The organism is Albidovulum sp., from assembly GCF_008933605.1.
Classification (GTDB): domain Bacteria; phylum Pseudomonadota; class Alphaproteobacteria; order Rhodobacterales; family Rhodobacteraceae; genus Albidovulum.
Window position 1 is genome coordinate 15,998 of record NZ_WBUS01000033.1, and the last position, 10,988, is coordinate 26,985.

The following is a 10,988-nucleotide window of genomic DNA, read 5'->3' on the forward strand; positions in this document are numbered from 1 at the left end:
CGGTTGCATGGTGCAGAGGTTTTACGCGACGTCACGGGCCGCGCCAACCTGTCTGAAACGTCAGGTCTCTGCGCCTGCGGAACCAATCCGCAGGTCGCATTCGAATTGTTGCATTTCTACCGCGTGGCAGGATAGCCGAGCGTCTTCAGGGCCCCCGCGATTTCGTCGAGAATCGCCGGGTCGTCGATCGTCGCCGGCATCTTCCAGGGCTCGCCATCGGCGATCTTCACCATCGTGGCGCGCAGGATCTTGCCCGAGCGGGTCTTCGGCAGGCGATCCACCACGCAGGCGAGCTTGAAGGCCGCCACGGGGCCGATCTTGTCGCGCACGAGCTTCACGCATTCCCTCACGACCTCGTCGTGCGGACGGTTGGAGCCCTTGTTGAGACAGAGGAAGCCCATGGGCATCTGGCCCTTCAGCGCGTCCGCGACGCCGATGACGGCACATTCGGCGACATCCTTGTGGGAGGCGAGCACCTCCTCCATCGCGCCGGTCGAAAGCCGGTGCCCGGCGACGTTGATGACGTCGTCGGTGCGCGCCATGATGTAGAGATAGCCGTCCTCGTCGATGTAGCCTGCGTCGCCCGTCTCGTAGTAGCCGGGGAAGTGGTTCAGGTAGGACTTCCGGAATCGTTCCTCGGCGTTCCAGAGGGTGGGCAGCGTGCCCGGAGGCAGCGGCAGCTTCACGGCGATGGCGCCGAGCGTGCCGGGCGCCACCGGATGGCCGCCCTCGTCGAGCGCCTGCACGTCATAGCCCGGCATGGCGACCGAGGGCGAGCCGATCTTGACCGGAAGCTCCTCGATCCCGAGCGGGTTGCCGGCGATGGCCCAGCCGGTCTCGGTCTGCCACCAGTGGTCGATCACCGGGATGCGGAGGTGCCTCTGGGCCCATTTGATCGTGTCCGGGTCCGCCCGTTCGCCGGCGAGGAACAGCGCCTGCAGGCTGCGCAGGTTGTAGTCGCTGATGAGTTCACCTTCCGGATCCTCGCGCTTGATGGCGCGGAGCGCGGTCGGCGCGGTGAAGAAGGACTTCACCTTGTGGTTCTGGATCACCCGCCAGAAGGTGCCGGCGTCGGGCGTGCCCACGGGCTTGCCCTCGAAGACGATGGTGGTGCAGCCGGCGATCAGCGGGCCGTAGCAGATGTAGCTGTGTCCGACGACCCAGCCCACGTCGGAGGCCGCCCAGAAGACGTCGCCCGCCTCAACGTTGTAGAGGTTCTTCATCGACCAGTTGAGCGCGACGAGATGCCCTGCCGTCGGTCGCACGACGCCCTTCGGCGCCCCCGTGGTGCCCGAGGTGTAGAGGATGTAGGCGGGGTGGTTGCCCTCGACCGGCACGCAGTCCGCCGGCTCCACGCCGTACTGGAACGTGTGCCAGGCGAAGTCGCGCCCCTCGTTCAGTTTCGCCACTTCCTGTTCGCGCTGGAAGATCACGCAGAAGTCGGGTTTGTGGGCGGCCTGGTCGATCGCGGCATCGACGAGAGGCTTGTAGTGGACGACGCGCCCCGGTTCGAGGCCGCAGGAGGCGGCGATGATCGCCTTGGGTTTGGCGTCGTCGATGCGCACGGCAAGCTCGTTCGCCGCGAAGCCGCCGAAGACGACCGAATGGATCGCGCCGAGCCGGGCGCAGGCCAGCATCGCCTCCAGCGCCTCGGGCACCATCGGCATGTAGATGATGACGCGGTCGCCCTTCTCGATGCCCTTGGCGCGGAGCGCCCCGGCGAGAGAGGCCACGCGGTCGCGCAACTCGCGGTAGGTGATGCCCTTGGTGGAATGGGTGATCGGGCTGTCATGGATGATGGCGAGCTGGTCGCCGCGCCCGGCCTCGACATGGCGGTCCACCGCGTTCCAGCAGGTGTTGACCCGGGCGTCGCAGAACCATTCGTAGAGCGGCGCGTTTTCCGCGAAGAGCGCCTTCGAGGGCGCCTTCACCCAGTCGATCGCCGCAGCCGCCTGCATCCAGAAAGCCTCGGGATCGGCTTTCCAGCCGTCATAGACGTCCTTGTATGCCATGGTGTCCTCCTCCGAACAGTTGGATATCTGTTACGAAGAGCCGACCCTTGCGGCAAGCGCGTTACCGGTCACAGTCTGCGCTTCGGCGAAAAAATTTGCAGAATCCGGCCCGGCCTCCCCGCTGTTGTTTGCAAAGCGGCGCGGACTACGCGCCGCGCCGCAAAGTCATGACGAGGTTTGCAACACCTCCCGCGGCTTCGCCGGACTTTGCAGAGCTTCCGCCGGGAGATTCGCGGCTCAGCCGTAGTGCGAAACGGGCGTGCCGGCGATGGCCGAGACGTTCAGGAGCCCGCGCGGGGTGATGGAGGGCGTGACGATATGCGCCCTGTTGCCCATCCCCATCAGGATCGGTCCGACCTCGAGCCCGTTTGCGCGCACCTTGAGGATGTTGCGCGTGGCGTTGGCGGCATCCGCATAGGCGAAGACGAGGATGTTGGCCGCTCCCTGAAGCCGGCTTCCGGGGAAGATGCGTTCGCGCAGGTCCGGGTCGAGGGCCGCGTCGGTGGACATCTCGCCCTCGAACATGAAGTCCGCCTCGCGGGCGTCGAGAATGTCCATCGCCGCGCGGGTCCGCTGGCCGGAATCGTTCGCCATGCTGCCGAAGTTCGACTGCGAGCAGAGCGCGACCTTCGGCGTGATCCCGAAGCGCCGGGCGTGTCGCGCCGCGCCGATCGCGGTGGTGGCGATCTGTTCGGGCGTGGGCACGGCGTTCACATGGGTGTCGGCGATGAAGAGCGGTCCGTCTTCCTGGATCATCAGGCTGAGCGCGCCGTGGGGGGCGAGGCCACCCCGCGCGAGCACCTGGCGGATGTAGTTCAGGTGCCAGAGATACTGGCCGAAGGTGCCGCAGATCATGCTGTCGGCATCGCCGCGGTGGACCGCAATGGCAGCGATGGCGGTGGTGTTGGTCCTGAGGATCGCGCGGGCGATGTCGGGCGTCACGCCGCGCCGGGACATCAGCTCGTGGTAGCTGCCCCAGTAGTCGCGGTAACGGGGGTCGTTTTCCGGGTTGACGATCTCGAAGTCGCGGCCCGGACGGATGGGCAGGCCCGCGCGCTCGCAGCGCCGCTCGATCACCTCGGGCCGACCGATGAGGATCGGCCGGTCGGTCGTCTCTTCAAGCATCGCGTTGGCGGCCCGCAGCACCCGTTCGTCCTCGCCTTCCGCGAAGACGATCTTGCGCGTGGCCGAGCGCGCGGCCTCGAACACCGGGCGCATGAGAAGGGCGGAGCGGAAGACCGAGCCGTCGAGCTTGCGCTTGTAGGCGTCAAGGTCCGCGATCGGCCGCGTCGCAACGCCGGTTTCCATCGCCGCCTTCGCCACCGCCGTGGCGACGGTGCCGATCAGCCGGGGGTCGAAGGGCTTCGGAATCAGATAGTCGGGCCCGAAGGTGAGGGTTTCGCCCCGGTAGGCGGCCGCGGCCTCGGCCGAGGTAGTGGCGCGGGCGAGCGCCGCGATGCCGTCAATGCAGGCCAGTTCCATCTGGTCGTTGATCGTGGTCGCGCCCACGTCGAGCGCGCCGCGGAAGATGAAGGGAAAGCAGAGGACGTTGTTGACCTGATTGGGGAAGTCCGACCGGCCCGTGGCGATGATTGCGTCCGGCGCGACGCCGCGCACGGCATCGGGCAGAATCTCCGGCGTCGGGTTGGCGAGCGCAAAGACGATGGGGCGGGGCGCCATCCTCGCCACCATGGCGGGGGTGAGGACGCCGGGGCCGGACAGGCCGAGGAAGAGGTCGGCACCTTCGATGACCTCGTCGAGCGTGGCCGGCACCGTGCCCTGGGCATAGGCCGCCTTCTGCGGCGTCATCTGCGCGGCGCGGCCGTGATAGACGAGCCCTTCGAGGTCGCAGAGCCAGACGTTCTCGCGCTTCACGCCGAGTTTCAGCAGCATGTCGAGGCAGGCGATTCCCGCGGCCCCGCCGCCGGTGGAGACGACCTTGATGTCGGCGAACCGCTTGCCCGCGACGTGGAGCGCGTTGGTCGCCGCCGCGCCGACGACGATCGCGGTGCCGTGCTGGTCGTCGTGAAAGACCGGGATCATCATCCGTTCGCGGCAGATCTTCTCGACGATGAAGCAGTCCGGCGCCTTGATGTCCTCGAGGTTGATGGCGCCAAAGGTCGGTTCCAGCGCGCAGACGATGTCGGCGAGGCGTTCGGGATCGGGCTCGTTCAGCTCGATGTCGAAGCAATCGATGTTGGCGAATTTCTTGAAGAGGACAGCCTTGCCCTCCATCACCGGCTTGGAGGCGAGCGCGCCGATGTTGCCGAGGCCGAGTACCGCGGTGCCGTTGGTCACGACGGCGACGAGATTGCCCCGCGCGGTGAAGCGGCTGGCGGTGGCGGGCTCCGCCTTGATCTCCAGGCAGGCCTCGGCGACGCCGGGGGAATAGGCGCGGGAAAGGTCGCGGCCGTTCGCCATGGGCTTGGTCGCGCGGATCTCAAGCTTTCCGGGCTTGGGGAACTCGTGATAGTCGAGCGCCGCCTGGCGCGTGTTCTCCTGCCTCGCCTCGTCCATCCGAGCTCCTCCTGCAAACTGGTTTAGTATTAAACTATTTATTCGGGCAGCGATAGCCCCGCCCTTCCGGCGCCCGCGCTTGCAATTCCGCCGGCGCCCTCGCACTCTCCCGCGAGAATGCCGGCAAGGGGGGGCTGGAAGCAATGTCCGAAATGCGCGCCGAGGTCGTGCTGCCGACGGGGAGCCTGCGCGAGGACCTTCCGTTCTTCACCAGGACGCTCGGCTTCCGGCTCGACATGATCTACCCCGCCGACAATCCCGCGGTCGCGGTCCTTTCCGGTCACGGGCTCCGGCTGAGGCTCGATCAGGACGCGCCGGGCGCGCCGGGCCATCTGCGCCTCCACGCGGCAGACCCCGATTCCGTCGCCGGAGGCGTGCGCAGGCTGACCTCGCCCGGAGGCACGCAGGTGACGGTCGACGAGCTGAACCCGCCGCTCGTTCTGCCCGCGACCGAGCATTCCTTCGTCGTCCGCCGGCTGGCCGACCAGGCGCCCTGGGTCATCGGCCGGGCCGGGATGCAGTACCGCGACCTCATCCCCTCGCGTCTCGGCGGCGCGGTCATCGCGAGCCATATCCGCATTCCCGACGGCGGCCCGGTGCCGGACATGGTGCATTTCCACAAGGTCGGCTTCCAGCTCATCTTCTGCTACCGCGGCTGGGTCGACGTGGTCTACGAGGACCAGGGCGGGCCGATCCGGCTTGCAGCCGGCGACTGCTTCATCCAGCCGCCCGAGATTCGTCACCGCGTGCTCGAAGCCTCGGACGGGATCGAGGTCATCGAGATCGGCGTGCCGGCCGAGCATGTGACCGAGATCGACCACGAGATGGTGCTGCCCACGGCCTATTTGCACCCTGAGCGCGAATGGCAGGGACAACGCTTCGTCCACAACGTGGCCCGGGGGGCGGAATGGCTTCCCTTCCGCCTGCCGGGTTACATCAGCCGCGACACCACCATCGCCGCCAACACGAAGGGCGTGGCGGGGGTGCAGGTTGTTCGGAAAGGCCAAGGAAACCCCGCCTGGGCGCGCCACGATGCCGACATCCTGTTCGGTTTCGTCATGGAGGGCGCGATGACGCTTGAAGGCGAGGGCAAGGAACCGTTCCGTCTGGCGCCGGGCGATGCCTTTGTCATCCCGCCGGGGATGCGCACGCGCTGGGCCGACCCGAGCGAGGACGCGGAGATCCTCGAGGTCGCGCTGCCGGGTCGTTTTGCCACGGAGACGGGCGGTTGATCTTGCATCGCCGCGCCCGCGGGCGCAGTCTCGGCGCCCAGGAAGGAGAGTGAGATGTCGCTCATCGATGCCGCGCGTGAGGTCCGCGAGAACGCCTACGTTCCCTATTCGCATTTCAAGGTCGGCGCCGCCGTGCGCGGCCGGTCCGGCCGCATCTACGCGGGCTGCAACGTCGAGAACGTGGCATATCCCGAGGGCACCTGCGCCGAGGCCGGGGCGATCGCGGCCATGGTCGCCGCGGGCGAGACCGAGCTTGTCGAGGTCGCCGTCATCGCCGACAGCCCGGCCCCGGTCCCGCCTTGCGGCGGCTGCCGCCAGAAGCTCGCGGAGTTCGGCCGCCACGACACGCCGGTGACGCTCGCCACGACCGACGGCAAGCGGTTCGAGACGACGGTGGGAGATCTCCTGCCCGGCCGGTTCGAGGCGGCGCACATGGGGCGGCGCTGAGATGGACGCCCGCCAGATCATCGCGGGCGTGCGCGACCGGAAGGGACTGCCGGCCGAGGCGGCGACATGGTTCGCCAGCGGTCTCGCCTCGGGCGCGGTGACGGATGCCCAGGCCGGTGCCTTCGCGATGGCCGTTCTTCTCAACCGGCTCGACGACACGGAGCGGGTGGCCTGGACGCTTGCCATGCGCGATTCCGGCAGCGTGCTCGACTGGAACCTGCCGGGACCGGTCGTGGACAAGCATTCCACCGGCGGCATCGGCGACAGCACCTCGATTCTCCTCGCGCCGGCGCTTGCGGCCTGCGGCGCCTACGTTCCGATGATCTCGGGCCGCGGGCTCGGCCATACCGGCGGCACGCTCGACAAGCTCGAGGCGATCCCCGGCTACCGCACGGACGTGACGGTCGAAGAACTTCGCCGCCTTGTCCGCAATGTCGGCTGTGCGATCGTCGGGGCGACGGCCGACGTGGCCCCGGCCGACCGGCGGCTCTATGCGATCCGGGACGTCACCGGCACCGTGGAATCGATCGATCTGATCACCGCATCCATCCTGTCGAAGAAGCTCGCGGCGGGGCTGGAGGCGTTGATCCTCGACGTCAAGGTCGGCTCAGGCGCCTTCATGAAGACCATCGAGGACGCCCGCGCGCTGGCCCATGCGCTCGTCGACACGGCGAACGGGGCAGGCTGCAGGACGGCGGCGCTCATCACCGACATGGACCAGCCGCTCGCCTCCACCGCCGGAAACGCGCTCGAGGTGATCGAGGCGATGGAAACGATGACGGGGGCGGCGGTCAACCAGGCGCTCTGGGACGTCACGGTCGCGCTCGGCGGCGAGGCGCTGGCGCTTGCCGGGCTCGCCGGGGACGCGGGCGAGGGGGCCGACGCGGTCGAGGAAGCGCTCGAATCGGGCCGGGCGGCGGAGTGTTTCGGCCGCATGGTTGCGGCACTCGGCGGGCCGGCCGATTTCGTCGAGCGCTACCCCGACCGGCTTCCGGCGGCGCGCGTCGTGCGCGATGTCGTGGCAGACCGCACGGGCTTCATCGCCCACATGGACACCGAGGCGCTTGGCCATGCCGTCGTCCATCTCGGCGGGGGGCGGCTGAAGGGCGGTGACCGGATCAACCCCTCGGTCGGCCTGTCCGAGATCCTGCCGCTCGGCGAGCCGGTCGAGAAGGGCGAGGCGATCGCCCGCGTCCACGCCGCGAGCGAGGCGGAGGCGGAGCGCGCCGTCGCCGAGGTCCTCGCCGCGATCCGCCTTTCCGGCGAGGAACCGGACGAACCCGCGCTGATCCATGAAAGGATCGGCTGATGCCGCGCGCCTTTCTCGTCGTGCTGGACAGTGCCGGTGCGGGCGGCGCGCCGGACGCGGGCGAGTTCTTCAACGGCGCGACGCCGGACACCGGCGCGAATACGCTCGGCCATATCGCCGAGGCCTGCGCGGCGGGCCGGGCGGAGGAGGGACGCAGCGGCCCCCTGAAGATGCCGAGCCTCGGCGCGCTCGGCCTCGGCGCGGCCGTCCGGCTTGCCTCCGGCGCCGCCATGCCGGGATTCGACATCGAGCCCCGGGGTCTCTGGGGCGCCGCGACCGAGATCTCGCGCGGCAAGGATACGCCGTCGGGCCACTGGGAACTCGCCGGCGTGCCGGTGCCCTGGGAGTGGCACTATTTCCCGGACACGCAACCCGCCTTTCCGCAGGCGCTGATGGACGAGGTCGCGCGGCTCGCCGGCACCGGCGGCACGCTCGGCAACTGCCATGCCTCCGGCGTGCCGATCATCGAGGAGCACTGCGCCGAGCACATGCGGACCGGCTGGCCGATCTGCTACACGTCGGCCGACAGCGTGTTCCAGATCGCCGCGCACGAGGAGACCTTCGGGCTCGACCGGCTGCTGAAACTCTGCCGTGACGTTGCACCCACCCTGCACGCGATGCGCGTCGGGCGGGTGATTGCGCGGCCCTTCGTCGGCGATTGCGGCAGCTTCAGGCGCACCGCGAACCGCCACGACTATGCGATCGCGCCGCCCGCGCCCACTTTGCTCGACTGGATCCAGCGGGCGGGCGGCAAGGTCCATGCCATCGGCAAGATCGGCGACATCTTCTCCATGCGCGGGATCGACGACGTGAAGAAGGGGCCGGATGCGGCGCTTTTCGATCATCTCATGAAGGCGGCAGAGGAGGCCGGGGACGGGTCGCTCACCTTCGCCAACTTCGTCGAGTTCGACACGCTCTATGGCCACCGCCGCGACGTGTCCGGTTATGCCCGCGCGCTCGAATGGTTCGACGCGCGGGTTGGCGGGTTCCTCGCGCGGCTCCGGCCCGGCGACCTCGCGCTCTTCACCGCCGACCACGGCAATGACCCGACATGGGTGGGCACCGACCATACCCGCGAACGCGTGCCGGTGGTCGGCTGGGGGCGGGGCGCGAAGCCCATCGGCCGGGTGGCCTTCGTCGACGTCGGCGCATCGGTCGCAGCCCACCTCGGTGTCGCGCCGGAAGGGCCGGGGAGGTCTTTCCTCTGATGCTGCCCAAGGTCGAGCTGCACCTGCACCTCGAAGGCGCGGCGCCGCCTTCCTTCATCCGCGGACTGGCGGCGGAAAAGCACATCGACATCCACCAGGTATTCGACGAGCGCGGAGACTACGCCTTCACCGACTTCTGGCATTTCCTCAAGGTCTACGAGGCCGCGACCTCGGTCCTGACCACACCCGAGGACTACCGCCGCCTGACCCGCGCCGTGCTGGCCGAAAGCGCGGCGTCGGGCGTGATCTATACCGAGGCGTTCCTCAGCCCCGACTTCTGCGGCGGGCGCGACCTGGCGGCCTGGCGCGACCACCTCGCGGCGATCCGCGAGGCGGCGGAGGAGGCCGAGCGGCAGGATGGAATCGTGATGCGCGGGATCGTCACGCCGATCCGCCACCTCGGGCCGGAGAAGGCGAAGGAGACGGCGATCTGCGCCGCCGAGACGGCGGGGGACTGGCTCGTGGGGTTCGGGCTTGCCGGTGACGAAAAGTCCGGCAAGCCCGGAGACTTCGCCTGGGCCTTTGATGCGGCGCGCGAAGCCGGGCTGCGGCTCACCTGCCACGCCGGCGAATGGGGCGGGCCCGAGAGCGTGCGCGACGCGCTCCGCGACCTCGGCGTCGAGCGGATCGGCCACGGTGTCCGCGCCATCGAGGACCTCGCGCTGGTGGACGAGATCGCGGAGCGGGGCACCGTATTGGAGGTCTGCCCCGGGTCCAACGTGGCGCTGGGGCTCTACCCGTCCTTCCGCGCCCATCCGATCCACCGCCTCAGGGAGAGGGGCGCGAAGGTCACGGTCTCGACCGACGACCCGCCCTTCTTCCACACCACGATGGAACGGGAATACGCGCAGCTGGCCGAGGCCTTCGACTGGGACGAGGGCGTCTTCGCGGCGATCGCGCGGACCTCGGCCGAAGCCGCGTTCTGCGAAGCGGAAACGCGCAATAAACTGCTGAAAAGACTGGAGAACGCGCATGCTTGAGCATCTGACCGTCGTCAAACATCCGCTGGTGCAGCACAAGCTGACGCTGATGAGGGAAAAGGACACCTCGACCAATTCGTTCCGCCGCCTCCTGCGCGAGATCAGCCAGCTTCTGGCCTACGAGATCACCCGCGAGATGGAGATGACCACGAAGCACATCGAGACCCCGCTCTGTCCGATGGACGCGCCCGTGATCGACGGCAAGAAGCTCGCACTCATCTCGATCCTCCGGGCCGGAAACGGGCTTCTCGACGGGGTCCTGGAGCTCATCCCCGCGGCGCGGGTGGGGTTCGTCGGGCTCTACCGCGACCCCGAGACGCTGCAGCCGGTGCAGTACTATTACAAGGTGCCGTCGGAACTGGAAAACCGTCTTGTCATCGCCCTCGACCCGATGCTGGCAACCGGCAACTCCTCGGCGGCGGCGGTGGATCTTCTCAAGAAATCAGGAGCTAGGAACATCCGCTTCATGTGCCTTCTGGCCGCGCCCGAGGGGGTGGCCCGGATGAAGGAGGCGCACCCGGACGTGCCCATAGTCACAGCGGCTGTGGACGATTGCCTGAACGACCATGGATATATTGTCCCCGGGCTAGGGGATGCGGGTGACCGCATGTTCGGCACAAAATAGGCCGTTTTCCCTTTACGGATGCGCCCGGCTTTGGCATTCTGCCTGGAACGAGAAACGGGGCGGAACATGCAGGTATTCAAGTCGGTGTCGGCCGCGATTCTGGTAGCCACGATGGCGGTTCTCCCGGCGGGCGCGCAGCCGCTGACAAAGGTGGACGGACCGAAGGAGCCGCCTCCGGCGGGCTTCACCGGGAACCAGTATGTCGACAGTGCCGGCTGCGTCTTCATCCGCGCCGGCGTGGGGGGGCAGACCACCTGGGTGCCGCGGGTGAGCCGCGATCGCAAGCTCGTCTGCGGCTACGAGCCGACCTTCCCGCCGGGGATGCTGGAGGCGGCGGCGGCCGTCGGGTCCGGCCAGATCCCGCCAGCCGGGACCGAGGCATCGACCGGGCCCGCGCCCGCCGAATCGGCCCCCGCCGCCGCGACCACCTTGTTGTAGACCTCGCGCGCCAACAGGCGCAGCGGCAGGCCGATCATGCCCGACGAATGCGCCAGCATGCGCTCGATGGCGAGATGGGTCTTGCCGGTGTTGGTCGGGCCGAGCACGGCGGTGACGCCGTGGCCGCGCACGGCGCCGCCGCGAGAGCTGGAAGAGGACAACGACAGTGACATGACGAATCCGGATCAAACGCTGGACGTGACGATCGGCTGAAGACCGG

The 10,988-nt window shown here is 68.6% G+C and carries 10 protein-coding genes and 1 pseudogene; 8 read left to right on the plus strand and 3 right to left on the minus strand.

Annotation, left to right across the window (positions count from 1 at the left end; genetic code table 11):
* Nucleotides 1–116: 116 nt before the first annotated feature.
* Complete coding sequence (prpE, locus tag F9K34_RS06825) at nucleotides 117–2,012, minus strand: propionate-CoA ligase PrpE (protein ID WP_291336160.1); 1,896 nt, start codon at nucleotides 2,010–2,012, stop codon at nucleotides 117–119.
* Between the two features lie 237 nt (nucleotides 2,013–2,249).
* Nucleotides 2,250–4,529 (minus strand): NADP-dependent malic enzyme, encoded by a 2,280-nt coding sequence (locus F9K34_RS06830; protein ID WP_291336161.1) that lies wholly within the window; start codon nucleotides 4,527–4,529, stop codon nucleotides 2,250–2,252.
* Between the two features lie 143 nt (nucleotides 4,530–4,672).
* On the opposite strand from F9K34_RS06830, the gene F9K34_RS06835 reads away from it, so the two are divergent.
* The 7 genes from F9K34_RS06835 (at nucleotide 4,673) to F9K34_RS06865 (ending at nucleotide 10,768) form a co-directional block, all read left to right on the plus strand.
* Complete coding sequence (locus F9K34_RS06835; protein WP_291336162.1) at nucleotides 4,673–5,761, plus strand: cupin domain-containing protein; 1,089 nt, start codon at nucleotides 4,673–4,675, stop codon at nucleotides 5,759–5,761.
* Between the two features lie 54 nt (nucleotides 5,762–5,815).
* The gene (locus F9K34_RS06840) at nucleotides 5,816–6,208 is read left to right on the plus strand and encodes a cytidine deaminase (protein ID WP_291336163.1); all 393 of its coding nucleotides are present in this window, start codon (nucleotides 5,816–5,818) and stop codon (nucleotides 6,206–6,208) included.
* Nucleotide 6,209: 1 nt separating this feature from the next.
* Nucleotides 6,210–7,517, plus strand: a complete 1,308-nt coding sequence (locus tag F9K34_RS06845) for a thymidine phosphorylase (protein WP_291336164.1) — start codon at nucleotides 6,210–6,212, stop codon at nucleotides 7,515–7,517.
* The gene (locus tag F9K34_RS06850; RefSeq protein WP_291336165.1) at nucleotides 7,517–8,725 is read left to right on the plus strand and encodes a phosphopentomutase; all 1,209 of its coding nucleotides are present in this window, start codon (nucleotides 7,517–7,519) and stop codon (nucleotides 8,723–8,725) included. Before F9K34_RS06845 ends, F9K34_RS06850 begins: the two co-directional genes overlap by 1 nt.
* A complete protein-coding gene (locus tag F9K34_RS06855) occupies nucleotides 8,722–9,705 on the plus strand; it encodes an adenosine deaminase (RefSeq protein ID WP_291336170.1) in 984 nt (327 codons plus the stop codon). Before F9K34_RS06850 ends, F9K34_RS06855 begins: the two co-directional genes overlap by 4 nt.
* Nucleotides 9,698–10,330, plus strand: coding sequence for a uracil phosphoribosyltransferase (upp, locus tag F9K34_RS06860; RefSeq protein ID WP_291336166.1), 633 nt, complete (start codon nucleotides 9,698–9,700; stop codon nucleotides 10,328–10,330). The genes F9K34_RS06855 and upp overlap by 8 nt, the downstream gene beginning before the upstream one ends.
* Nucleotides 10,331–10,396: 66 nt before the next feature.
* On the plus strand, nucleotides 10,397–10,768 hold the full coding sequence (locus F9K34_RS06865; protein ID WP_291336167.1) for a hypothetical protein: 372 nt from the start codon (nucleotides 10,397–10,399) through the stop codon (nucleotides 10,766–10,768).
* Here the strand turns inward: F9K34_RS06865 and F9K34_RS19100 are convergent.
* A pseudogene (locus F9K34_RS19100) lies at nucleotides 10,741–10,836 on the minus strand (hypothetical protein); the annotation flags it as partial. The gene F9K34_RS06865 and the pseudogene F9K34_RS19100 overlap by 28 nt on opposite strands.
* Here F9K34_RS19100 and F9K34_RS06870 point away from each other — a divergent pair.
* Nucleotides 10,805–10,981, plus strand: coding sequence for a hypothetical protein (locus tag F9K34_RS06870; protein ID WP_291336168.1), 177 nt, complete (start codon nucleotides 10,805–10,807; stop codon nucleotides 10,979–10,981). The pseudogene F9K34_RS19100 and the gene F9K34_RS06870 sit on opposite strands and share 32 nt — an antisense overlap.
* The last annotated feature ends 7 nt before the right edge of the window (nucleotides 10,982–10,988 follow it).